Genomic DNA, 22,288 nt, shown 5'->3' on the forward strand with positions numbered 1-22,288 from the left:
CAGGCAAAAAGGTTCACTTATATTTCAAATTTTTATTTATTCCGCTTCTTTTTTCAGTCTTATTTTAAATGTATTTGCCAAAAAAAGATCTTATCTTATACAATTACTACGAAGAGGAATAATATAAACAACGAATATAAGATAATAATGGTTGATCGGGTAATTTAAATTAAGATACAGCATGGGATAGTAAATGTCGGGATTAACTTTTATGATAAGCAAGTTATTTTTTAAGGTGCGAAAGATGAGTCACTATACTCTCAGCCTTTAACTGAACGCTTCTTCGTTGACATATATACGGTAGGGTGGTATTTTAAAGATGAAGACAAAAGGAGGGATACGATGGATTCCTTACATGAGCATACATTGAAACCAAGAACAGAAACAGAGAAAAAAGCAGTTACAAACCGATTAAAAAGAATTGAAGGTCAGGTACGCGGCATTCAAAAAATGATTGATGAAGATAGATACTGTGTGGATATTCTTGTCCAAATCAGTGCCATCAATTCTGCGCTGAAGCGTGTAGGATTTGAAGTAGCTGAACGTCATGTCAAACACTGCGTGAGTGATGCGGTGAAGTCTGGAGAAGGCGATGAAGCAATTGAAGAGCTGATGGATGTGCTTCACCAGTTTACAAAATAAAATATGTATTGAAAAGTCTGCCCTGGGCAGGCTTTTTTATTTGATGGTAGAACGTGCATTCTATTATTAGCTCTGTTAAAATAAGGTTATCATTAAACTGGGAGTGGAGATTGTGGATTCTGCGGTTACTTTTATTCATGCAGCAGATTTACATTTAGACAGCCTGTTTAAAGGCTTAAGACATGTACCTGCAAATATATTTAAAGAAATTCAAGAAAGCACGTTTACCGCTCTGAACCATCTGATCGATGAAGCGATAAACCATAACGTTGACTTTGTTTTGTTAGCCGGTGATTTATACGACCATGAATCACAAAGTTTAAAAGCACAAATAAGATTGCGGCGTGCCTTTGAGCGGTTGGACGAACAGAATATTGATGTGTTTTTATCCTATGGCAATCATGATTTTATGAAAGGTGACTCTTTTGATGTGGAATATCCTGATAATGTACATATTTTTTCTGAGGAGACAGTGACATATATTCCTTTTTATAAGAATGGTGAAGCAGCTGCAGCGATATACGGATTTAGTTATGAAAACAGAGCGGTATATGAAAATAAATCAGCGGAGTATAAGGTTGCCGCCGGGGAATACCCCTTTCATATTGCCATGCTGCATGGCAGTGTGGCAACGAATACAGAACATGATTCGTATGCACCATTTCAAATAAAAGACTTGTTAAATAAAGGAATGGACTATTGGGCATTGGGCCATATACATAAACGACAGCAGCTGCATTCCAATCCGCCGGTTATTTATCCTGGTAATATTCAGGGGAGGCACCGGAAGGAAACGGGGGAAAAAGGCTGTTACCTTATACATTTAAGCAAGCACAATATAGAACAGACATTTTTACCGCTTCAGGCGATCCGTTATGAAGAAGTGGAGGTAGATATACGTGAGTGCCTTACTCCTTCACATGTAGAGAAATCCATTATGAAGCAGCTGCCGGCAAATAGTGTACCCAGCTTATTGTATTTAAAAATAATAGCAAAAGAAAATGAAGAGTTCACACCGGACGAAATATTGATTCAGGAGTTAATTGAAGTGATAAATGAATCTGTGTCTGAAGCATTTCCCTGGCAGTACATTTACCATTACCGGATGGCTGTGGAGGAAGAACCGGCCTGGCTGGAGGACTCCTTTTTAAAAGACATATTGGAAGAAGCAGATACTTCATTTATTCAAGAAGGCTTAAATGAAATTTATCATCATCGAAATGCGCGTAAATTCCTATCCTCCTTATCCGATGAAGAGGAGCAGGCTGTTAAAGAGAATGCCTATCAGCTGCTGAATGTGTTATTGCGAAGGGAGAGAACGGAGTGAAGATAAAGGAAATAACGATATACGGATTTGGCAGGTGGATCGATCAAACGTTTTCCTTTTCCAATTCCAATATGATAACACTTCTTGGCGATAATGAATCGGGAAAAACAACCTTGCATCAATTTATTCTATATATGCTCTTCGGGATGACAAAAAAGAAATGTGATTTTTATCGTCCGAAAACAAGCAGTAAGCTGGGCGGGAGGATGATTATAGATCATCCTTGTGAAGGAACTATATGGATTGAACGGCTGGATGCTGCGCAAGTGCAATACTTTGCTGATGATGGAGAAGAAAGGGATGAAGCCTGGTTCAGGGAGCTTTTGGGAAATATGAATGCAGAAGCTTTTCAATCGATTTATTCCTTTTCCAGCCAGGATTTAGCTGTCTTCCAAAATATGAAGGAATCGGATATAAATGAACTTTTGTTAAGTATCGGTTTAACCGGATCAGCAGCGGTATATAAGGTAGAAAAGAAACTGCAGTCCGAATTACAAAAGCAATTTAAACCGTCTGGTACCAAGCCGGTTATTAATGAAAAATTAAGCGAGTTACGTGCCATGGATCAACAGCTGGGAGAAAGCAAAAGGCTTGAAAAGTCATATAAAGACCAGATAGAACAAATCGATACACTGGAGAAAAAGCACAAATTAAAAAAAGAGCAGATTGCACAAAAAAACGAACAGCTTGCGAAAGAACAGTTGATGGAAAAAATACTGCCTATCCGAAAAGAAATACATCATGTTTCCGAGGAGCTTCAAGGGCTGGCTGATGTCCGTAATTTTCCATTAGATAATCAAGAGCAAATAAAAACGCTGCATATAGATATAAATAATCTTAATAGAGAGTTTGCATCTCAGCAGGATACACTGGATACTTATACGAAGAAAAAACAGGATTTAGAAATTGCCTCCCTTCAGAATGAGGAAAAAGAGCAGTTAAATCATCTTTTGAATCAAAAAGCGGAAATAACATTAATACGGGAACGCCAGAGAACTATAGAGCAGGATTACAGTTATAAAGCCCGCGAAATAACAGAAATGATTCAGGAGAAGCAGATTCATATAACAACTGATGAACTGGAGCGGCAGGAATTGCCATTCTATCTTGAAAAAGAATGGGGGTCATTAAGGAAAGAGCAGGAAAATATACAGGAAAAACTTGCTGGCAACGTTCAAAAAAACGAACAGCTTTTACAAGAGAAATCCCGGATGGAGGAAGAACAGAAGAATTTAAACCAGGAACTGCTTGCTGAAGCGCATATAAAAGAATTAAACCAGCGGATTGATGCATATAAACAGAAGAATCGGGCGGATGAAAGCCAGCAAAAGAATATGTCTCAAATACTTAATAAAATGATCCGGGAGAAGAAAAAGCAAGGACGGATGCTTGTTATTATTGGAGCAGTAATAGCATTGGCCGGAGCTTTGACCGGTTTTGCAGCAGACGTTCCCTGGCTGTATCTGATAAGTCTTGCCGTCGTTGCGGGAGTATATTATTTTCGGCTTGTACAGCTGCAGGATATTAAAGAATTAAATCAGCAGCGGAAAGGACTGCAGCCGGAATATCCGGGTCAGGAAATCGATGTGACAGAAGCGGAGTATCAGGAGGCAAAGGAAATTCTGGAAGAGCAGCAGAAATTACAGCGCAGGCTGCATTCATTAGAAGATAGATTACAGCATATACGCAGTCAGTTTGAGGAAAATGAAGCAGTACGATTTGATTTAACGAAGCAGCAAAACAGATTGGAAGAGAATATTGTTGATCAGCAAAATCACTTTTCTGTTTTACAGGATGTGGATGTTTTATACTGGCAGGATATTTATCATCTCTTACAAAAGTTGATTCAGCTGACCAATGAAAAACAAAGCCTAAAAAAAGAATTAGATAGAGTAACAGAAAGGATATACGAGTTTTCTGACCAGGTCAAGAATTGGTTTAGGACAAACGGGTTAGCCAATCAGACAACCCTGGAGGAAATGATGCTCACACTGGAGGATATACAACAGCAGGAACAGCAGCATCAGCACGAGCTTCAGCAGCTTACACAATTCATAAAGGATGTCCAGAATAAACTGATGGTGTTAAAACAAAAACGAAATCGTTATACAGAAGAAAGAGATAAACTCTTAAAAGCATCCGGGACAGAGTCTGAAGAGATTTATTTTGAAAAACAAACGAGAAAAGAGCGGTATAATAAGCTTTATGAACGCCTGGAAGAGCTAAAAGAAAGACTCCAGATATTGATTCCTGAAGAATGGCAGCAGGAATTGGCTGATGAGCCCTTAGAAGCTGAGAACTATTATAAGAATAGAAAAGAACTGGAATTAGCACTGGCAGATTATGAAGAAGACTTAGAACGATTAAAAAATGAGCTTGCAGAACAAAGATTACGGATAGAACAGCTGGAATCAGAGGAAGACATATCCTTGCAAATGCATCAATTGGCAATGGAAAAGGAAGAGCTGGAGGATCTGGTGAGAAACTGGGCAGTGCAAAAAACCGCTTTACGCATGCTGGAAGCTGCCAAAAATCAATTTAAGGACAAATATTTAGCCCTTGTTATAGAAACAGCACAAATCTATTTTAAAGAGATTACAGCAAATCAATATGATACAATATATGCACCGGCAGCGGAAAAATCTTTTCAGGTAGAAAACAGTAAGAAAAAACAGCGATTTTACGTAGAGGAGCTTTCTCAGGGGACAAAGGATCAGCTGTATATTTCCTTGAGGTTTGCGATTAATGAAGTAATGGCAAAATCCTCTGGTCTGCCATTTTTCATGGACGATGCTTTTGTGCATTTTGATATGAATCGGACAGAGAGAATGCATAAGGTGCTGGAGAGATTGGCAGAGGAACAGCAGGTGATTTTATTTACATGCCGCAGGGAGTTGGCTGAGGCTGCCAATGGGGATATCATTCATCTCTCCATATAAAGATGTTTTATTGATTTGGAAGGAGGAATAAAAATGAAAAAAGGCATTGCAAATTTAGCCGTCGGGGATAAATTTGAAGGATTTTTATTAATAAATGAAGCGACAAAAGGCACAACAAGTAATGGGAAGCCATTCCTGACATTAATGCTCCGCGACGAATCAGGTGAATTGGAAGCAAAGCTATGGGATGCCACCAAGGAAGATGAGGAAAATTTGCTGGCAGAGCAGATTATTCATGTGACAGGAGATATTAATCAATTCCGGGGAAAAAACCAATTACGGATTCACGCTATCCGCCTGTCTCAGCCAACGGATCAGGTTCAGGTGAGTGATTTTGTCGGCAAGGCTCCTTTAAGTCAAGAAGAGCTGGGTGATAAACTGACAGAAGCTATTTTTGAAATGAAGAACCCTACCTTACAACGTATCGTACGGGGCTTTGTGAAAAAATATCAGCACGAATTACTCATTTATCCGGCTGCTGCGAAAAATCACCATGATGTAGCATCCGGTTTGGCTTACCACATTGTCAGTATGCTTGGGATTGCAAGGCAGCTTCATGAGCTTTATCCTTCCATCAATAAAGATTTATTATATGCAGGTATTATTCTGCATGATATCGGTAAAATAAAGGAATTGTCAGGTGTTGTGTCGACGACGTATACACTTGAAGGCAAGCTCCTGGGGCATATAACGATTATGGTAGAAGAAATAGCAGAAATGGCCAAGGAGCTGCAGGTGGCAGAAAAGGAAGAGGTACTTATTTTGCAGCATCTGATTTTAAGCCATCATGGAAAATCAGAATGGGGAAGCCCGAAGCCGCCAATGGTGAAAGAGGCAGAGCTTCTGCATATTATTGACTTAATTGATGCGAAAATGAATATGCTGGATAAAGCTTTAGATAAAGTTCAGCCGGGTGAATTTACAGAACGGCTTTTTGCGATGGATAATCGTTCTTTTTACAAGCCATCCTTTGAGTAATTTTCAATCCGGGATAGTGTATCTGCAGGATAAAAATGAAGTTCATGTCATTTTCTATTAACTTGTTCATATATATTTATTAAGGAATGGACAAGGGGGATGTAAGATGAGCTCGATTCCAATTTGGGTTTTTGCGGTGATTCTATTAATTTTTTTGAGTGGATATATGGCAGTACGTGCATTTTTGGCAGAGAAAAAGCTGGATAGGCAGTTTATTGAGCGTGAAGGTAAAATATATATGGAGCGTATCCAGGAAGAACGGATAAAGCGAAGAGAGCATGAATAAAGCATGAATTTGCGGAAGGGAAGCACTATATTATTCCATTAACGGAGGGAATAATATGGTGCTTTTGTATTTGAGAAGCTTACATTGACGAAATACAAAAATTCTGATAACGTTTAACGAAAATATTTGTGTGGAGGAATGAAGATGTCATATACCATTGAACTGGGAATGAAGGCGCCAGATTTTTCTCTTCTGGCAACAGACGGGAAGAATTATAGTTTAAAGGATTTTAAGGATGAGAAAATACTAGTTGTATTTTTTACCTGCAATCACTGTCCGTACGTTATCGGGTCAGATGAGATAACAAGAGAAACTGCTGATAAATTTAAAGATGAAGGAGTTGCTTTTGTTGGAATTAATTCCAACAGTGAAGAGATAAAGGAGCTGGACTCCTATGATTTTATGGTGAAAAGAATGGAGAAAAATCTATTTCCCTGGATTTATCTCAGAGATGAAAATCAAGAAATTGCTAAAGCATATGGAGCATTAAAAACGCCGCACTTTTTTATTTTTAATGAAGATCGGGAGCTTATATACACTGGCAGAGGCTTAGATAATCCAAAAAATCCGGAAGATGCATCGGAAAATAATTTACAGAATGTATTGGAGGAGGCTGTTGCAGGAAAACCTATATCAACACCAGTCACTAACCCGCTTGGATGTAATATAAAATGGAATGGAAAGGATAAATACTGGATGCCGGCGGAGGCTTGTGATCTGATTCCAAGAAGCTGATTAGATAACTGGAGAAGAAAAATTATTTAGAGACTGACTATCTGATATAAAAGATATGTTAGTCTTTTTGTGTTCGGTTAAACGATAAAATATATATGTTGACATATAGTGATTAGGTATATAAAATATATGTTATAAAAACGTTTAACCAAACTTAAAATAGACAGGGGCAATTTAAATGAGCGGAGATTTAAAGAAACCAGTTGTTGCAGTTACAATGGGAGACCCGGCCGGAATAGGACCAGAAATTACAGTGGATACAATGCTGACTGAGAAGGTTTATGACGAATGTAATCCCTTTCTTATCGGATCTGTTGATATTGTAAAAAGGGCTCTGGAGGTAAAGAACAGCGATTTTGAAGTGAATAAAATTAATTCTCCTTCAGAAGCGAAATTTATTTATGGCATCATTGATGTACTGGAGCCGAAAGAATATGACTGCTCGCAGATTGAATATGGCAAAGTACAAAAGCTGGCTGGTGAAATGGCGTATGATTACGTTACAAAATCAATCGAATTAGGGCTGAATAAAGAGGTGGATATTGTGTCTACAGCTCCTATTCATAAAGAAGCGATTAAATTAGCCGGCTGTAAGCATGAGGGGCATACAGAAATATTTGGTGATTTAACGAATTCTGATTATGCACTTACCATGTTTAACTGTCACAACTTAAAAGTATTCTTCGTCAGCCGGCACAAAGCACTGGTAGAAGCTTGCCGTTATGCTACCAAGGATGTTGTCTTAGATACTTTGCGTCAAATTGACACAGAATTAAAAGGCATTGGATACGAAAATCCGGAAATTGCACTCGCTGCACTAAATCCGCATGCTTCCGATAATGGATTATTTGGTACAGAAGAGAAGGATCATTTAATTCCAGCAGTGGAAGCTGCGAAGGAAGAAGGAATGAATGTTGTAGGTCCTGTACCGGCTGACTCTGTATTCCACCTTGGATTACAAGGAAATTATGACGCAATTTTATCTCTTTATCATGATCAGGGGCATATTGCTTGTAAAACATATGATTTTGAAAAATCTATCACAATTACTTGGGGACTTCCGTTTATGCGCAGCTCTGTAGATCATGGAACTGCATTTGATATTGCTGGTAAAGGAATTGCTGGATCCGTAAGTATGATTGAGTCTACATTAGTTCCAGTTCAATATTGGAAAAAACAACAAAAAGCATTACAAGGATAAATAGCAATTTCATCCTGACAGACTTTACTCCATATAAATAGTGGTAAAAACAGGGAGGGAGACTTTCCTGTTTTTATTTCTATATATGGTTAGACAAACGAGGTGCGGAAATGTCCAAATTAGGTATTATTGCTGATGATTTAACAGGTGCAACAACGGTGGGTGTTTTACTGGCGAGATCGAATATATCCGTTGCAGCTTATTTTGATTCAGATAATTTATCAAAGGATAAAGAACAGGAAGCATTTATTTTAACAACAGATTCCAGAGCAATAAAAAAAGAAGAAGCAAAAGCAAGGGTAAAAGAAGCCGTTATCAGCCTGAAAGAAAACGGTGTTACATACTTATCCAAGAGAATCGATACTACACTGAGAGGCAACATTGGCGCAGAGGTAGAAGCTATGCTGGAATTAATGGATGAGGACACAATTGGTATTATGGTCCCGGCGATGCCGCAGTCCAAACGTATTTTAGTAGGAGGTTATTCTATTATTGATAGTGTACCTTTATCGCAGACACCTGTAGCCAAGGATGTCCGTACACCTGTTGAAGAGTCGCATTGTCCTACTTTAATAAAAAAGCAGACTGATTATCCCGTTGAAACCATTTCATTAAATACCATATTAGCCGGTAAAGAATCTCTGAAAAAAAGCTTAAGAACAGCTCGTAATAATGGTGCGAAAATTATCATTGCGGATGCTGTTTCCTTAGAGCATATTGATTTGATTGCACAGGTTATTTCAGGATTAAAATGGAATGTGCTGATGATTGATCCAGGGCCTTTCACAGAAAGAATGGCTTATTATAATGGGTTTAAGAAGAAAGCGGAAGCACTTGATAAGGAGATTGCTTCTGCTGAACAAGGAAACGGAACAGTTCTTGCTGTTGCCGGGAGTGCTTCTTCTGTAACGAAAGAACAGATTAATCATTTATCCAGGCAGGAGAATATCATTCAAATACCAGTCATTGCAAAAGATTTAATTTGCTGTAATGAGGTATCCGCTAAAGAAATAAAGCGTGTCATTAATTTAGCGGTTAATCATTTAAAGAAAGCTTCACCGCAGGCGCTTATTATTGAAACATCGGTGACGAATGAAAGAGTTGACTTAAAAGCAGTGGAAAAAAGAAACGGACTGCAGCCAGGAGAATCTGCTGATAATATTAATAAGGCATTAGGTGAAATTACCAAGGGTATATTGCTGCAGACGTCTAAAATTAATGGAATATATATGACGGGTGGAGATACGATGGTTCATATCTTAAAAACGCTTGAAGCAGTTGGCATCAAGCTGCTCGATTATGTTATTCCGCAAGCTGATTTAGGTGTGGTAATCGGTGGTTATTCTGATGGACTGGTTGTTGTTGGTAAGGGCGGGCTGACAGGGTCTATCCAGACTGCTGCAGATATAGTAGAGCGGATTATTAAAGAAGCAAGTGTCCGGAATTTAATAGAAAACTAAAAGCAGGAATGTAAAAAAACATCATGTTACGTTGATGGTTTTTTTACATTCCTGCTTCGTTATTGCTGGATGGTTTATTATTCGCCACCAAAGAAACGGATAACCTCCAAAACAGCTTCCTCAGCATCTTTTCCTTCTGCGCGTACAGTAGCTTCCACACCATTTCTCAGCTGCAGTGTTGCAAGACCTAAAACACTTTTAGGATTTACTTCATGAATTTGGTTGCCTGATTCATTACGAATAAACACTTCACAATCATATTTTTGAAGTAAATAACTTAATTCAATAATAGTCTGATCCTCGGTTATATGGATTACGGTGTTCTTTTTAAACGATGATATGGTAATCTCCCCCTTCATATATGTAGCTATTTAAAGTATATAGGAAAAAGGAGAAAAACAAAAGAAAAACGTTTAACCTAACAACCGCAGGATTTTCTTTTTATCAAATAAGTTGGAACGATAACCTTATTATTATAGTCTGGATTATTTATTTTATTTAAAAGCATATCAAAAGCAGTTCTTCCCATTGTTTCCGCAGAAGCGCTGATTGTTGTAATCGGCCGGCTGATAATAGACGCGGAAGGGAAATCACCAAAACCGATAATTGCCATGTCATTTGGAATGGAAACATTCATATCCTTTAAAGCGGAGATCGCCCCAATGGTCATAGAATCATTCAGCAGGAACATTGCTGTAATATCAGGCTGATTGTTAATTAATTTCTTAACTGCCTTTTCAGCTCCCTGAACCGTTGCTTCTCCGTCAATAATTTGTTCAGGTTCTAATGTCAATCCTTCTTGTTCTAATGCTGTTTTAAATCCTTTAATACGGTTAAAAGTCGGGCCGATATCGTCCATGGCATACACAACAACCATTTTTTTATGTCCATGGGACAGAAGGTGCTTTGCTGCATCAAAACCGGCCTGATAATCATCCTGACAAACCATAGGTGTATCTGCCAGTGCATCATGATACCTGCTGATTAAAACAACGGGCAGGTTTTTCATGATTCTATGTATATCATATGGAAAAGGCTTGGAATAGCTGGCAGCAGGGGCGAGAATAATGCCGTCCACCATCTGGGAGCTAAACAATTTTAAAGTAGATTCTTCATAATCCACATCTTCATTTGTGTTTACAAAAAGTAAATTATAATTCATTTCCTTTGCTCTAAGGGATATAGCATTTATATACTGTGTAACAAAAGAATCCGGGAAGCTTGGAACAATGAGCCCGGCTGTTTTCGTTGTGTTATTTCTTAAATTTTTTGCAGAGTAGTTAGGGACGTAATTATATTTATTTACGATGTCCATTACTCTGTTATATGTTTCTTCGGTTATTTTTTTACTGCCATTAATTACATGCGAAACCGTCGTTACGGATACACCGGCTTCTTTAGCTATTTCTTTCATGGTAATACGCATTATATTCACCTCGTAGAGTCGGATACTGTTATAGAGGGCGTTCAAAAAATCCAATAAAAATAATACGGAGATAAAAGGATTTTCTGCTAAGAACGCCTTTGTGTAACAATAATTCTCATTGTTACTTAGTATATAGAATTATTTTACAATATGTTTTTCTATATTATAACAATGTTAACTTCATATTGCGATAAAATGTTTTTCTACAGTTTTACCAGAAGCAGAAGCAGGTTAATTAACAGAGAAAATAGAGCAGGAGGGGGGTATACATTGGTTCTATACTGACACAAAAAAACAATCGCCGCTAAAAGCAGCGATTGTTTTTTTGTGTTATAAAAGTACTGTTTAAGAGAGACTTTTATTTATTCTTCTTCAGCTTTTGAAGAATCAGCATCTGTATCAGCATCTTCTTTTTTAAATAAATCTTCAAGTCCTTCTGCCTTAACATCTACATTAGATTCTTCGATAATTTTTTGCAGTTTTGCCTGGATTTTTTCCTGGTCTGCCTGCTGAAGCACTAATTCACTTCTTAGTTCATCTTTTAATTCGTCGAAGTCACCAATTGTTTCTTCTTTTTCACGTACATCGTTTACTTTAATGATGTGGTAACCAAATTGAGATTGTACAGGATCACTGATTTCACCCGGTTCCATAGAGAACGCAACTTCTTCAAATTCAGGAATCATATCACCGGCAGAGAAGTAACCAAGGCTGCCATCATTTTCAGCGCTGCCGCTGTCTGTAGAGTACTCGGCAACGAGATCTTCAAAATCTTCTCCATCGTCTAATTTCTGTTTTACTTCATTAGCTGTTTCTTCATCTTCCACAAGAATATGCTGTGCATCTACCTCTGTATTCTTTTTATCATAGTACTCTTTTAAATCTTCATCAGTGATATCCATATCTTCAGAAATAGCAGCTTCTTGAAGCATTCCTACATAGACAAGATCTTTAAGGGCTTCCTCACCGCCAAATTGCTGTTCTACCATGGAATCAAATTCTTCAGGACTGCCAAACTCGTCCTTCATTTTTTCAATTTCGTCATTTACCTGATCGTCAGTAACGTCGTATTTATCCTCAAGAACTTTGATAGTAACAAGCTCTTCAAGAACAGCTTCTCCATTACGGTCTTTCAATTCATCGTAAAATTCTTCTTTTGTGATATCGCCGGCGTCCGTAGTTGCAACTACATCGCCGTCAGAAGAATTACATGCAGCCAATGCAAGCAAGCTGGCAGATATTGTTGCTGCTAATGTCCATTTTTTCATGTTTGATATACACTCCTACTCTTTCCTAATATTACTTTTATTGTTTACCATGATTAATATATCATACTTTTCCATTTTAAATAAATATTTTCAACAATTTACTTAAAAATCACATTAAACTGTCACATTTAAAATGCGGATATATGAGCAAACAAGCATAGCTACCAGTATCATGTTCGTGACCCGGTCCATTCTATCTGACTTTTGCCTGGACATCTCCATCTTTGTACAAATAGCACTGATCATGACATTAAAAATAAGTAATATAAAAAAACCAAAAATAATATAGAAGATAGCCATGTTCTATGTAACGCCCCTTTACAATAATGATACTCCTATAACTCTATCAAAAACAAATAGTGTTGAACAGTAATAAAGTTATACGGATTTCTAATTTCTTTAGCGGAGATAGTGAAAAGATGCCCGGTTTTCTGAGTACAGTTTTTCGAATTCTTTTGAGAAACATCCATATATTGCTAAATTTTATTTGGAAACAGAGGGAGCAGTCCTGTTTAATTGCAGAAAAAAGAAAGCTTTTGCCAGTGGTTTTCAGGCAAAAGCTTTCTTTTTATGAATTGGCATTTGTGTTTTTAAGTTTTTCTTCTAATTCACGAATACTTGATTCAATTTGTTCCAGGGATTGATGAATATTTTCCTGCTGAGGCTCTACCGCGTTTTTCCAGTCTTCCACAGATTTTCGCATTTCTTCTGTCAACTCTTTGACCAGAACGGCACCTTCTTTAGAAGTTCGAAGCAGCTGTTCTTTAATTCGGATACTATCCTCTTTTAAGTTCATCAATAATTCTTTTAATTCTAAGGATTGGTTTTTAACTCTTACACGGATGTCTTTTCCGGATTCAGGTGTGCTTAGTAAGGCAATACCAGCGCTGACAGATGCTCCGACCAGGAATCCAATAGTTAATGATTTTTTCTTAGACATAGGAAACGCACTCCTTTCTTCTTTCCATATACCTTTTCCTTTTACCACATGTAATTAAACATTTTACAATAAAGAGGGTGTTCAAAAAGTAAATCCTACATACTTATTATAGGAAATGGAATCATTTTCTGCTAGTGTTAATGTTTTTAACTTACCATTATCTTAACACAAAATAGTTAATATATGATAAAAATGCGTTGCAATAATAAAAAAGCATTCGTCCTAATAAAAATGGAACGAATGCTTTTGAAGACGAAGAAGAGGAAAACAGATTTCTTTTCCGTTCTTTTTCATTTAAACCGCAGCCATCTTACTTCGTTTCATAATACCCTCTACAATTGGGTAAACAACTAACATGATTACTGTATTCATTACTGCTGCCGGAAGCACAACAGCTGCAAATAAAGCGAGAAAACCACCATCTAAAAATCCGAGAATAAAAAGTGCTACAGATAAAAAGATACTGCCGCTGATCAGTGTTCCTGCAAACGTTAATACAGATGCTGTGACCTTTGTATTCCATTGCTTTCCTACTAGTAAAAACAACAGGAAGAAGGCAATTGCAGTTATTGGTTTATCAATCAGGTTAGCAATTTGTCCTCCCGGAGCAGCTGTAGTTAATGCGGAAATAGCTGCAGTTGCAAATGCAATCAGAAGTACATAATTCCATTTGGGGAATAAAATAATTCCTAAGAACATCATTGCCAGCATCATGTCAGGCTTCACTCCAAATAATAGCGGGGGCATTACCAGGTGCAATACGGTTCCGATACTCACCAGAAGGGCAAGCATTGTTAAAATTTTTGTCTTCATTACTTAACTCTCCTCTGCTTTTCTAAACTCTGCTTTCCAGCTGTGCGCTCATTGCCAGCCGCGAAAGGATACAGCCAGTATATCAAATACTGCTTAAAATAAAAAGAACTAAATTTGCTGTTTTATTGCTTTATCTGCTCGCTAATTGCTTTAGCAACAGATTGTAAATCCTCTGACGAATAGTCCTCTGTATGTGTTGTCCAGTTTGGATAATAACCGTCTCCGTCGCCGTAACGCGGGATTAAATGTACATGCAGGTGAAAAACAGACTGTTCTGCTGCTGCTTCATTATTGTTGAGCAGATTGATTCCCAGCGGCTGATACACATCACGAATGGCGTTAGCAATAACGGGTATTCTACTAAATAGCTCTCTTGCTGTTTCTGGTGAGGTTTCATAAATGTTTTTTGTATGTTCCTTGGGAATAACAAGTGTGTGTCCTTTAGTTACCTGACTGATATCGAGAAAAGCATATACCTTTTCATCCTCATAAACCTTTGCAGAAGGTATGTCTCCATCGATAATTTTGCAAAAAATACAATCTTCATGAGCCATCATTTGTTCCTCCTTATCAATAGAAAAAAATATTCTTTTTTTCTATTGTAAAGAGTTATGTCGGGTAAAGTAAAGGATTCTATATTATTCTTATAGAAGGAAATGTAAAAGGTTTCTTTAAATATTGGATATAACTTAACTTTCTCACCTGAGAATAAACATCTATACTTTCCTATTCCAGGATGAACATGTTATTCATTATGCTGCTTGTATGTTGTCACCTTATTATTGAAATACAGATTGTGTATAGCGCCGCTCCGATCAACCACTACGCTTTCCGTGGGGACGGCTTCAGCTAACTTGAAAAGAAAACCGCTTTTCAAGTGGATCTTCAGCTCGCCCTGTTCCCACAGGAGTCTTCGTGGTTGCTCTGCGCTCAGTTAGGCTTCTGCAGCGAATGAAAGGAATCATAGCCTGATGGAGTTGGATGAAATAATTGCTTTTTACTTGATGAAAAGATCCTTTTAGTGTTTCAAATGGTTAATGTGGCAATTGAAACGATGACACACCACACAGCATAAATAGTAAATATCGGGAATAGCTTTTATGAACAGAAAGTAATCGTGGCAGAATATTTTACCATAAACCAGGAAACATGTTTTATCTGGTCTAACTTCTATTTAGTCAGCTGTTTCAACCTAGCGGAGGCGGACCGTTTTGACTCCTGAGGGAATAGCATCATCTGAAGATCCACTTTTGCCAAGTGTTCTTCTTGGCAAAAGTTAGCTGAAGAGCATGCCCCTAGGAAAGCAAAACGGTCCGCCGCAGCGGTAGCCTTACACGTTACCTGCTTTCGAGATAGAATTTATGCTTTGTCAAAAGGGAACGGTCAAGACCCATCACTACGAGCAAATTATTTTTTAGGCGCGAAAGTGGAGGATACAACTTATCAGCTTCTGTCTTTAGCAAAAGCTCCCGCAATTTGTAGAACGGTTCATTTTGGAATCTTTCTGGAATGATGATAAAATCAAAGTAATGGACAAAGGAGGATGACAGGGTGACTACCTTATTACATATAGAAAACTTATATGGGGGCTATACCCATAAAAATGTTTTACATGATATATCATTTGATTTAAATAAAGGAGAAATCGTCGGACTCATTGGGCTAAATGGGGCTGGAAAAAGTACAACCATTAAACATATTATCGGTTTAATGCAGCCCAAAAAGGGGGAAGTGCTGGTTCAGGGAAAAAGCTTTCAAAATGATCCCGAAGCGTATCGTAATCAGATGGCATATATTCCTGAGATGCCAATCCTCTATGATGAACTGACCTTATACGAACACCTGAGGCTGACCGCAATGGCTTACGGAATTGAAGAAGAGGTGTTTGAGCAGAGGCTGCCAAAGCTTTTAAAAGAATTTCGGCTCGAAAAGAAATTGAATTGGTTTCCGGTTCATTTTTCAAAAGGAATGCGGCAGAAGGTCATGATTATGTGTGCTTTTCTTATTGAACCGCCGCTTTATATTGTCGATGAACCGTTTGTCGGACTGGACCCATTGGGGATTCAATCTTATTTACAAATGATGGATTCGATGAAGAAGCAGGGGGCAGGAGTGTTAATGTCCACACATATCCTGGCCACAGCTGAAAGATACTGTGACCGTTTTATCATTTTACATGATGGAAAATTACGGGCTGAAGGGACCTTGGAGGAGCTTCGCGGAGAGTTCCAAATGCCGGATGCAACACTGGATGATTTATATGTTCAGCTGACAAAGGAAGATGACCATGTTTGATTCCCATGCATTCTATAAAAAACGCCTATCTGCGCATGTGAAGAATTTAAGCAGGTATTTAAAGTATATGTTTAACGGGCATATTGCATTTGCTATGTTTTTTTTCATAGCTGCAACAGCTTATTACTATCAGCAATGGCTGGAACAAATACCTCCTAATTTCCCGACGGGCATTATTATGGGAGTCGTTTTAGGACTGCTGATGAGCTATAATCCAATAAGGACACTGCTGCAGGAGCCGGACCTGGTTTTTCTCCTTGCAGCGGAACAGCAAATGGGACCATATTTCCGCAATAGTATTATTTATAGCTTCGTCATTCAGACATATCTGATTGTATTAGCATCCGCTGCTTTCAGTCCATTGTATTTTACCAGTTTCGACGACCGGGCAGGGAGTGTTTTTCTTGTTACAATTCTTTTGTTTCTTCTTTTAAAAGGGATGAATATGCTGATAAACTGGTACATGCTGAAAGTCCGGGATAAAAGCTTAAGAACAATTGATTTAACAGTGCGGACACTGCTAAATATTGTCATAGCCTATTTTGTTATTGAGGGGCAGGCTTTATATGCTGTTATAGCGATTGTGCTGCTTTTTCTGGTTATCGTATATGATTTTATTGTAGCATCGAAGCAGCCTGGGATTTTTTGGGACTTGTTGATCGAGAAGGATCAGATCCGTTTACAATCCTTTTACCGTATTGCTAATTTATTTGCAGATGTTCCGCATTTGAAAAATAAAGTAAAGAGAAGAGAATGGCTGACGAAAATGTTTATCAGCAGAATTCCATTTGAACGGTCAGCAACCTATGATTATCTATATCAGATTTCCTTTCTGCGCAGCGGAGATTATTTAGGAATGTACATCCGGCTTGTCGTAATTGGCGGTATTTTTATTTGGGTTATTCCTAACATCTGGATTAAAATGATATTTGCTATTCTGTTTATCTATTTAAGTGTCTTCCAAATGATGGCTCTTTATCAGCATCACCGTACACAAATGTGGCTGGATCTTTATCCAGTTAACCCGGGTTTGAAGCAGATAGCTGTTATCCGGATTATTCGGAAGCTCGGCTATGTACAGGCATTTGCTTTTACCTTTTTATTTATCTTCCAGCTTGAGTGGCTGGGGAGCGTGATCATATTACTTGGCGGTCTTACCTTTGTTTGGGCATATATTAAGCTCTATGTAAAACCTAAATTAGATAAAGTATAAAAAACAAGCTGACGGCTATATCACATGGCCGTCAGCTTGTTTTTTATTTTGCTTCTTCCTGATAGGATAAATAAATATTGGCGAACGCTTTTGCAGCGATAACCATTGATCTTTCATCAATATCAAATTTAGGATGGTGGTGAGGGTAATCATTTCCTTCCAGATTTGCACCGGTCAGGAAGAAAGAGCCGGGTTTTTCTAATAAATAATAAGAAAAATCTTCTCCTACCATTAATGGCTCTGTAATAGCAGTAAGATTTACTCCGTCAATTTCCTTTGTTGTCTGCAGGACAAGATCTGTTTGTTCCGGATGATTAATAACCGGCGGATAACCTTTAACATAGTTAAATTCATAGGAAGCGCCAAAAGAATCACAAATTCCTTTTAGAATTTGTTCCATTTCCCCAATGATCTTCTCCTGTACAGCAGTATCGAAGTGTCTGACTGTTCCAACCAGTTTCGATTGGTCTGCAATCACATTAAAAGCATTTCCTGCTTCAAAAATACCAATAGAGATAACAGCAGATGCCAGGGGGCTTAATCGTCTGCTGACAATCTGCTGGAATTGTGACACCACTTCAGCGCCAATTACAATGGCATCTTTTGTATCCTGTGGAATAGCCCCGTGTCCGCCTTTCCCTTGAATAGTAATTTCAAAACGGTCTGCACCGGCCATGATTGCCTTATGCGAGGAGTAGATAGTACCGAGCGGGAGAGGAGCCCATAAATGTGTGCCGAATACAGCATCCACATCTTTTAAGGCGCCTGCTTCAACAATCGGTTTCGCTCCGCCTGGGGCATACTCCTCTGCATGCTGATGAATAAAAACAATGGTTCCTTCCAAATCATTCTGAAACTGCTGCATAACCTTTGCAAAGGTAAGCAGGATAGCTGTGTGTCCATCATGGCCGCAAGCGTGCATGACACCTGGAACCTGTGATTTGTAAGGGACATCCTTTTCATCCTGTATAGGTAAAGCATCAAAGTCGGCACGGAAAGCAACCGTTTTTCCCGGTTTCGCTCCCTTGAGTGTTGCAATGACACCATTTCCACCAACATTTTTTTCATAGGGAATACCTAGTTTTTCATAATAATCCGCAATGTATTTAGCTGTTTCCGTTTCTTGAAATGACAATTCCGGATGCTGATGCAAATATCTGCGAATGTCAACCATTTCTTCATATGTGTTATCAATTAGCGAATGAATAGCTGATAACATTTAATCACCTCTTAACTATTGTAGTACGTCTGAGAATTGTGTGAAATCTCATTTTATTGCCAATCTATTTTATTATATCACTAATTAATGATGCTGTAGAATAATATATTTCGTGTGTAGAAATATATTATTCATATAAGAAAATATAAAATTTTACTTCCGTAAGTGTATTTCCCGTTGTTATTTTCAGCAAACCTGTTTAGCATAAAGGAGAGAACAGAAGGAGAGATAGCATGAAGAATAAATTTGCAGCTATTTTATTCAGCATATGGACAGCTGGATTTTTATTAAGTATTGGCTGGGTAATACAAATAAAAATGGAAATGCTTCCTTATACCGATCAATGGACAAGGTCGATAGTCACCCTTGTTCATGGAACAGGTACATATGACTTTTTCCGGATGGTTACGGAGCTTGGATCTTCACACGTGCTTATACCAATAGCTATTGCAGCCGCCATAGGAATTATGTTTTTATATAAGCATTGGTACCCGGGATTATTGCTTTTAGGAGGCTCTTTATTTGCGCACCTGCTGAATTCATTTATAAAACAGCTGGTTTCCAGAGAAAGACCAAGTATTTCTGTTGCACTAAATGCTGAAGGGTTCAGTTTTCCATCCGGTCACAGTACGATTTCAATGGTCTGTTACGGGCTGATTGCGTATTTACTTTGTAAAAAAATCCGTTCACAAAAAATAGCCCTTATTGTACAGATTGGGCTGGGTACACTTGTATTTTTGATAGGAATCAGCCGCTTTTTTATCAATGTGCATTATTTAACGGATATTATAGCTGGGTTTACGCTTGGTTTTGCATTGCTTTATTTGTATATATGTATCGGCAGAACGATCTCAGACTTAAGGCGGAGAAGGAAACATTCTTAAGCTGGTTCTCTCTAATCAGCTTTCTAAAGTAAAATAGAATCATAGAGAAAGGAGTTGATGAAACGCATGAAAAGAATTTTTTCCTATTTTATTGCGATTTGCCTTATTTGGATTGGAGTCATGTTAATTGTAAATAGTTTAAACATAGATGGTTTTGAATTAAGCTTCGGCTGGGGTTATATTTACCCGCTGTTTTTTGTTGTGACAGGAATTGTACTTCTGAGGACAGCTATTATCAAAAGACGTGGAGCCTGGATGAGCGGGATTTTCCTGCTGGTCTTTGGGGGACTTTTATTAGCGGACAGGTTTGGATTGGTTGAATTTACATTTTGGAGTGTGTTTAAGCTTTGGCCGATGATTTTAATTTTTATAGGACTCAGTTTATTTCGCGGATTCCATTTTTTAGTATTGTACAGCAACAGTTCTAACAAACATAAAAAAGCAAAAAAAGATCGTAAGAAAACTTCTGCATATTCTAAAAATAAAGATAGGCCATTTACAATAGGTGATATGGAGAAAAAGGGGAATTGGAATCTGGAGCCGATGAATATAAATACGATGGTAGGCACTTATTATCTGGATTTAACAGATGCCTATATTCCTGATGAAGAAACGGAAATAAATATCCGCTCATTAGCAGGTGATGTCACTATTATTATTCCGGAAGAAGTGGAATTTCAGGCCAGTGCAACAGCAAAAGCCGGAGATATAAACATTTCAGGTGAAGAATCTGCCGGGATTAATACAGAATTATTTTATGAAACGGATCAGTTTGAAAGTGCTACCAAAAAATTATATATCGACATACGTTTAAAGGCGGGCTCTATTCGTATTGATCGGGTATAAGGGGTGATAAAATGAAACAACGATGGAGAAGTGTCCGGTTCAGTTTTATCAGATTACATCTATATAATTTATTTTTAACGACCTGTATCCTGCTGGCAATTATTCTATCCTTATTTGTTATCTGGGACCCGGAATGGTTAACAGCACAAAGCATATTTTTATTTATCGGTCTGTATCTGATTATCGGTTTTATTTTGTCCTTACAATCGGGATTTACTCAAATCGGGAACTTACTAAAAATGCGTTTAGATGCCATCTCGATTCAAATCAAACAATTTGCCAACGGGAATTACAATTCCAAAATTTCGAAAATTCATGAAGATGTAGATGAAACAGATCGAATTATTGATGAACTCAATGATCTAGGGGATAAATTACAGCGTCAGGTTCAGTCATTACAGCGTATGGCTGATGAAAAAGCAGATTATGCGAAATCAGCACATAAAGCTGCAGTCATTGAGGAAAGGCAGCGGATTGCCAGAGACCTTCACGACGCTGTCAGCCAGGAGCTTTTCGGGTTGGCAATGTTATCAGAAACAGCATTAAAGCTATTTGATAAAAATCCTGCCACAGCAAAAGAGCAGATGCAGGAGGCTGTACATTCAGCGCATCAGGCTCAGGCGGAAATGCGTGCATTATTACTTCATTTACGGCCAGTTTATCTGACAAGCGGGGAGACATTAGAAGAAGGAGTTCAGAAACTGATAGACGCTTTGGAACAGAAAAGTAATCTGACATTTCAAGTCGATATTGATGAAATGCCGGATTTAAAAGAAGTAGTTGAGGAACATCTTTTTCGGATTATTCAGGAATCATTATCAAATATATTGCGGCATGCTAATGCAAATACAGTAAAGGTAGAAATAAAAAGGAAGCAGGAAGAGCTCTATGTCCGTATTGAAGATGATGGAGTAGGATTTGAATCTGAAAAGCAGCAGGACAATAAAGCATCTTATGGACTGAAAACGATGAAGGAACGCAGCGAGGAGCTGGGAGGAACCTTTGCCATTCGTTCAAAGCAGGGGCAAGGTACATATATTCATATTCGAATTCCTAATCAGGGGAGTTAAAAAGGGGAGAATATTTTATGATTCGTATTGTTGTCATTGATGATCATGATATAGTGCGGAAAGGAATCATCTCTTTTCTGCAGACAGAAGATGATATGGAGGTTATCGGGCAGGCGAACAATGGATTTGATGGTGCTGAGCTTGTATTGAAGGAGCAGCCGGAAGTGGTTCTGATGGATCTGATAATGGAGAATGGGAATGGGATAGAAGCGACAAAACAAATAATGTCCGCTTATCCTGCATGCAAAGTCATTATTCTTACGTCCTATTATGATAATGAACAGGTTATCCCTGCGTTAGAGGCGGGAGCGTTCAGTTATTTACTAAAAACATCAAATGCACAGGAAATTGCAGATGCAGTACGCAAGGCTGCCAAAGATGAAAATGTGATTGAGCCAAAAGTTGCCCAAAAGATGATGAGCCGTTTTCGTTCTGCGGTTAAAAAACCACATGAAGACCTGACGGAGCGGGAATTAGAGGTGCTCCTGTGTATTGGAGACGGCATGACAAATCAGGAAATTAGTGAAAAACTTTACATTGGTATAAAAACGGTCAAAACGCATGTGAGCAATATTTTAAGTAAGCTGGGTGTTAATGACAGGACGCAGGCTGCTGTTTATGTACATCGAAATCAATTGTTTAAAGCAACTGGGGATTGATCTGTTGGAAGGAAGTCTCACTTATTCATTAAAAAAGAGGTTATCCAGCGACGGATAACCTCTTTTATGGATAAGTTGGATTATAAA

General features: G+C 38.1%; 22 protein-coding genes. 14 read left to right on the forward strand and 8 right to left on the reverse strand.

Features of this window, described 5'->3' with window-relative positions; translation table 11 throughout:
- Positions 1-342 precede the first annotated feature (342 nt).
- The 8 genes from IEX29_RS06955 to IEX29_RS06990 all read left to right on the forward strand — a co-directional run bounded on the left by IEX29_RS06955 (position 343) and on the right by IEX29_RS06990 (position 9,568).
- Entirely contained in the window at positions 343-642 is a 300-nt protein-coding gene (locus IEX29_RS06955) for a metal-sensing transcriptional repressor (protein ID WP_077603324.1), read from the forward strand.
- A 112-nt stretch (positions 643-754) separates the two neighbouring features.
- Complete coding sequence (locus IEX29_RS06960) at positions 755-1,969, forward strand: metallophosphoesterase family protein (RefSeq protein ID WP_188733734.1); 1,215 nt, start codon at positions 755-757, stop codon at positions 1,967-1,969.
- Positions 1,966-4,908 (forward strand): AAA family ATPase, encoded by a 2,943-nt coding sequence (locus IEX29_RS06965; RefSeq protein WP_188733735.1) that lies wholly within the window; start codon positions 1,966-1,968, stop codon positions 4,906-4,908. Before IEX29_RS06960 ends, IEX29_RS06965 begins: the two co-directional genes overlap by 4 nt.
- Positions 4,909-4,941: 33 nt before the next feature.
- Complete coding sequence (gene yhaM / locus IEX29_RS06970; protein WP_188733736.1) at positions 4,942-5,886, forward strand: 3'-5' exoribonuclease YhaM; 945 nt, start codon at positions 4,942-4,944, stop codon at positions 5,884-5,886.
- A 106-nt stretch (positions 5,887-5,992) separates the two neighbouring features.
- Positions 5,993-6,172 carry a sporulation YhaL family protein gene (locus IEX29_RS06975; RefSeq protein WP_188733737.1) on the forward strand — a complete coding sequence of 60 codons (180 nt, stop codon included), beginning with the start codon at positions 5,993-5,995 and terminating at the stop codon, positions 6,170-6,172.
- A gap of 144 nt (positions 6,173-6,316) precedes the next feature.
- On the forward strand, positions 6,317-6,907 hold the full coding sequence (locus IEX29_RS06980) for a thioredoxin family protein (protein ID WP_188733738.1): 591 nt from the start codon (positions 6,317-6,319) through the stop codon (positions 6,905-6,907).
- A 178-nt stretch (positions 6,908-7,085) separates the two neighbouring features.
- On the forward strand, positions 7,086-8,108 hold the full coding sequence (pdxA, locus tag IEX29_RS06985) for a 4-hydroxythreonine-4-phosphate dehydrogenase PdxA (RefSeq protein ID WP_188733739.1): 1,023 nt from the start codon (positions 7,086-7,088) through the stop codon (positions 8,106-8,108).
- Between the two features lie 110 nt (positions 8,109-8,218).
- Positions 8,219-9,568: a four-carbon acid sugar kinase family protein gene (locus IEX29_RS06990; RefSeq protein WP_188733740.1), complete on the forward strand. Its 1,350-nt coding sequence runs from the start codon at positions 8,219-8,221 to the stop codon at positions 9,566-9,568.
- A 77-nt stretch (positions 9,569-9,645) separates the two neighbouring features.
- Here IEX29_RS06990 and IEX29_RS06995 read toward each other — a convergent pair whose 3' ends face one another.
- The 7 genes from IEX29_RS06995 to IEX29_RS07025 form a co-directional block, all read right to left on the reverse strand.
- Positions 9,646-9,927 (reverse strand): HPr family phosphocarrier protein, encoded by a 282-nt coding sequence (locus IEX29_RS06995; protein WP_229720123.1) that lies wholly within the window; start codon positions 9,925-9,927, stop codon positions 9,646-9,648.
- 59 nt (positions 9,928-9,986) lie between these two features.
- On the reverse strand, positions 9,987-10,994 hold the full coding sequence (locus tag IEX29_RS07000; protein ID WP_188733741.1) for a LacI family DNA-binding transcriptional regulator: 1,008 nt from the start codon (positions 10,992-10,994) through the stop codon (positions 9,987-9,989).
- Positions 10,995-11,356: 362 nt separating this feature from the next.
- On the reverse strand, positions 11,357-12,262 hold the full coding sequence (locus IEX29_RS07005) for a peptidylprolyl isomerase (protein ID WP_188733742.1): 906 nt from the start codon (positions 12,260-12,262) through the stop codon (positions 11,357-11,359).
- A gap of 114 nt (positions 12,263-12,376) precedes the next feature.
- Positions 12,377-12,562 (reverse strand): hypothetical protein, encoded by a 186-nt coding sequence (locus tag IEX29_RS07010; RefSeq protein WP_188733743.1) that lies wholly within the window; start codon positions 12,560-12,562, stop codon positions 12,377-12,379.
- Between the two features lie 268 nt (positions 12,563-12,830).
- Positions 12,831-13,202, reverse strand: coding sequence for a YtxH domain-containing protein (locus IEX29_RS07015; RefSeq protein ID WP_188733744.1), 372 nt, complete (start codon positions 13,200-13,202; stop codon positions 12,831-12,833).
- 294 nt (positions 13,203-13,496) lie between these two features.
- The gene (locus IEX29_RS07020) at positions 13,497-14,015 is read right to left on the reverse strand and encodes a tryptophan transporter (RefSeq protein WP_188733745.1); all 519 of its coding nucleotides are present in this window, start codon (positions 14,013-14,015) and stop codon (positions 13,497-13,499) included.
- 122 nt (positions 14,016-14,137) lie between these two features.
- Positions 14,138-14,572: an HIT family protein gene (locus IEX29_RS07025; protein ID WP_268239026.1), complete on the reverse strand. Its 435-nt coding sequence runs from the start codon at positions 14,570-14,572 to the stop codon at positions 14,138-14,140.
- Positions 14,573-15,566: 994 nt separating this feature from the next.
- Here IEX29_RS07025 and IEX29_RS07030 point away from each other — a divergent pair.
- Together IEX29_RS07030 and IEX29_RS07035 are read left to right on the forward strand one after the other, a co-directional pair.
- The gene (locus IEX29_RS07030) at positions 15,567-16,310 is read left to right on the forward strand and encodes an ABC transporter ATP-binding protein (protein WP_188733746.1); all 744 of its coding nucleotides are present in this window, start codon (positions 15,567-15,569) and stop codon (positions 16,308-16,310) included.
- Positions 16,303-17,523 carry an ABC transporter permease gene (locus IEX29_RS07035; protein WP_188733747.1) on the forward strand — a complete coding sequence of 407 codons (1,221 nt, stop codon included), beginning with the start codon at positions 16,303-16,305 and terminating at the stop codon, positions 17,521-17,523. The genes IEX29_RS07030 and IEX29_RS07035 overlap by 8 nt, the downstream gene beginning before the upstream one ends.
- Before the next feature lie 43 nt (positions 17,524-17,566).
- Here IEX29_RS07035 and IEX29_RS07040 read toward each other — a convergent pair whose 3' ends face one another.
- Positions 17,567-18,742, reverse strand: a complete 1,176-nt coding sequence (locus IEX29_RS07040; RefSeq protein WP_188733748.1) for a M20 family metallopeptidase — start codon at positions 18,740-18,742, stop codon at positions 17,567-17,569.
- Positions 18,743-18,975: 233 nt separating this feature from the next.
- On the opposite strand from IEX29_RS07040, the gene IEX29_RS07045 reads away from it, so the two are divergent.
- The 4 genes from IEX29_RS07045 to IEX29_RS07060 all read left to right on the forward strand — a co-directional run bounded on the left by IEX29_RS07045 (position 18,976) and on the right by IEX29_RS07060 (position 22,201).
- Positions 18,976-19,626, forward strand: coding sequence for a phosphatase PAP2 family protein (locus tag IEX29_RS07045; protein ID WP_188733749.1), 651 nt, complete (start codon positions 18,976-18,978; stop codon positions 19,624-19,626).
- A gap of 66 nt (positions 19,627-19,692) precedes the next feature.
- The gene (liaF, locus tag IEX29_RS07050) at positions 19,693-20,472 is read left to right on the forward strand and encodes a cell wall-active antibiotics response protein LiaF (protein ID WP_188733750.1); all 780 of its coding nucleotides are present in this window, start codon (positions 19,693-19,695) and stop codon (positions 20,470-20,472) included.
- Between the two features lie 11 nt (positions 20,473-20,483).
- Positions 20,484-21,542: a sensor histidine kinase gene (locus IEX29_RS07055; RefSeq protein ID WP_188733751.1), complete on the forward strand. Its 1,059-nt coding sequence runs from the start codon at positions 20,484-20,486 to the stop codon at positions 21,540-21,542.
- Positions 21,543-21,559: 17 nt separating this feature from the next.
- Entirely contained in the window at positions 21,560-22,201 is a 642-nt protein-coding gene (locus IEX29_RS07060) for a response regulator (protein WP_188733752.1), read from the forward strand.
- Positions 22,202-22,288: the final 87 nt, after the last annotated feature.

The organism is Oceanobacillus neutriphilus (assembly GCF_014645515.1).
In the GTDB taxonomy this organism is placed as follows: Bacteria; Bacillota; Bacilli; order Bacillales; family Amphibacillaceae; genus Oceanobacillus; species Oceanobacillus neutriphilus.

Bases quoted from the DNA above. Each gene is read 5' to 3' on its own strand.
- IEX29_RS07035 (WP_188733747.1), top strand. From the start codon at position 16,303: ATGTTTGATTCCCATGCATTCTATAAAAAACGCCTATCTGCGCATGTG.
- IEX29_RS07000 (WP_188733741.1), bottom strand. From the start codon at position 10,994: ATGCGTATTACCATGAAAGAAATAGCTAAAGAAGCCGGTGTATCCGTA.
- IEX29_RS07010 (WP_188733743.1), bottom strand. From the start codon at position 12,562: ATGGCTATCTTCTATATTATTTTTGGTTTTTTTATATTACTTATTTTT.
- IEX29_RS07040 (WP_188733748.1), bottom strand. From the start codon at position 18,742: ATGTTATCAGCTATTCATTCGCTAATTGATAACACATATGAAGAAATG.
- pdxA (WP_188733739.1), top strand. From the start codon at position 7,086: ATGAGCGGAGATTTAAAGAAACCAGTTGTTGCAGTTACAATGGGAGAC.
- IEX29_RS06975 (WP_188733737.1), top strand. From the start codon at position 5,993: ATGAGCTCGATTCCAATTTGGGTTTTTGCGGTGATTCTATTAATTTTT.
- IEX29_RS07060 (WP_188733752.1), top strand. From the start codon at position 21,560: ATGATTCGTATTGTTGTCATTGATGATCATGATATAGTGCGGAAAGGA.
- IEX29_RS06990 (WP_188733740.1), top strand. From the start codon at position 8,219: ATGTCCAAATTAGGTATTATTGCTGATGATTTAACAGGTGCAACAACG.
- IEX29_RS06955 (WP_077603324.1), top strand. From the start codon at position 343: ATGGATTCCTTACATGAGCATACATTGAAACCAAGAACAGAAACAGAG.
- IEX29_RS07025 (WP_268239026.1), bottom strand. From the start codon at position 14,572: ATGATGGCTCATGAAGATTGTATTTTTTGCAAAATTATCGATGGAGAC.
- IEX29_RS07045 (WP_188733749.1), top strand. From the start codon at position 18,976: ATGAAGAATAAATTTGCAGCTATTTTATTCAGCATATGGACAGCTGGA.
- IEX29_RS07005 (WP_188733742.1), bottom strand. From the start codon at position 12,262: ATGAAAAAATGGACATTAGCAGCAACAATATCTGCCAGCTTGCTTGCA.
- IEX29_RS07020 (WP_188733745.1), bottom strand. From the start codon at position 14,015: ATGAAGACAAAAATTTTAACAATGCTTGCCCTTCTGGTGAGTATCGGA.
- IEX29_RS06995 (WP_229720123.1), bottom strand. From the start codon at position 9,927: ATGAAGGGGGAGATTACCATATCATCGTTTAAAAAGAACACCGTAATC.
- IEX29_RS07055 (WP_188733751.1), top strand. From the start codon at position 20,484: ATGAAACAACGATGGAGAAGTGTCCGGTTCAGTTTTATCAGATTACAT.
- liaF (WP_188733750.1), top strand. From the start codon at position 19,693: ATGAAAAGAATTTTTTCCTATTTTATTGCGATTTGCCTTATTTGGATT.
- yhaM (WP_188733736.1), top strand. From the start codon at position 4,942: ATGAAAAAAGGCATTGCAAATTTAGCCGTCGGGGATAAATTTGAAGGA.
- IEX29_RS06980 (WP_188733738.1), top strand. From the start codon at position 6,317: ATGTCATATACCATTGAACTGGGAATGAAGGCGCCAGATTTTTCTCTT.
- IEX29_RS07015 (WP_188733744.1), bottom strand. From the start codon at position 13,202: ATGTCTAAGAAAAAATCATTAACTATTGGATTCCTGGTCGGAGCATCT.